Origin of the sequence: Aquincola tertiaricarbonis (assembly GCF_000969605.1) — a bacterium.
In the GTDB taxonomy this organism is placed as follows: domain Bacteria; phylum Pseudomonadota; class Gammaproteobacteria; order Burkholderiales; family Burkholderiaceae_C; genus Aquincola; species Aquincola tertiaricarbonis.
Genome location: NZ_JZUE01000077.1, coordinates 1 through 1,002, shown reverse-complemented (window position 1 = coordinate 1,002; position 1,002 = coordinate 1). Strand labels below are relative to the sequence as shown.

Annotated in this window: 1 protein-coding gene; it reads right to left on the bottom strand. The window is 80.5% G+C overall.

What is annotated here, in order from left to right:
* Positions 1–907, bottom strand: a 907-nt coding sequence (locus tag VO99_RS29280; protein ID WP_198157107.1) for a hypothetical protein, incomplete at its 3' end; no start/stop codon positions are given.
* Between the last annotated feature and the right edge of the window lie 95 nt (positions 908–1,002).

Genomic DNA, 1,002 nt, shown 5'->3' with positions numbered 1-1,002 from the left:
CACCGGCACCGGCACCGGCACCGGCACCGGCGTCGGCCTCGGTGGCGCGGCCGCGGCGGCGGCTGTTGCCGGCGCGTGCGGTGTCGGCGGATGGCGGTGCGGGCGCTTCCTCGGGCGTGGCGGCCGGCGCGCTGGCTGCGGCAGGAGGCTCGGTCGGCTCGGGACCGGTGCGGCCGCCTGCGCGCGCCGTCTTGGCGGCTGTCTTGGCGGCTGTCTTGGCAGCCGTCTTGGCCGCGCTCTTCGCCGCCGTCTTGCGGGCGCGGCTGCGGGGTGCGGGCGCCGCCTCGTCGGTGGCCTCGGGGGCTTCCGCTGCCACGGCTGGCTCAGGTTCGGGCGCCTGCGTGCTGGCGGCGGCGGCAGCCGCCGGGCCGGCCGCAGCGCGCGGACTGGTCTTTCGGGCGGCGCGGGCCTTCCTGGCCGGCACGCCCGCCGGCTCCGCGCTGGCGGCCGCTTCGGCGTCGGGCACTGCAGCCACCTCGGACGCGGCATCGGCTTGCGCCGCGGTGGTCCTGGCAGCGGCCTTGCGGGTGGCCACGGTGGCCGTCTTCCTGGCGGGTGTCTTGCGCGCCGCCTTCTTGGCGGGCACCTCGGCCGCGGCCACGTCCGCCGCCTCTGCCTCGATGGCAGCCGGAACCGGTTCCGGCACGGCGGCGTCGGCTGCCGGTGCGTCCGCGGTGCGACGGCGGCTGCGCTTGGCGGCCGGCGTGGCCGGCGCGGCCACGGCCGGCGGCATCGGCATCGGCGCCGGCTCGACGGGCGGTCGTTCGGCGGCTTCCACGGCCGCGGGCATCAGCACGTCCTCGTCCACCCGGGGCTGTGCGCGCTCGTCGCGGCGGCCGCGGCGTGGGGCTTCAGCCGGGCGGGCGGCGGGTCCGGCGTCGCGCCGGCCTTCGGCGAGGGGCGTCATCACCGATTCACTGCGACCGCGCGCGGCCGCCTCACCGCCCCTGCCGCGGTTGCGGCCGCGGCGCTCGGCCGGCGGCGGCGCGGCGGGCACCGCCA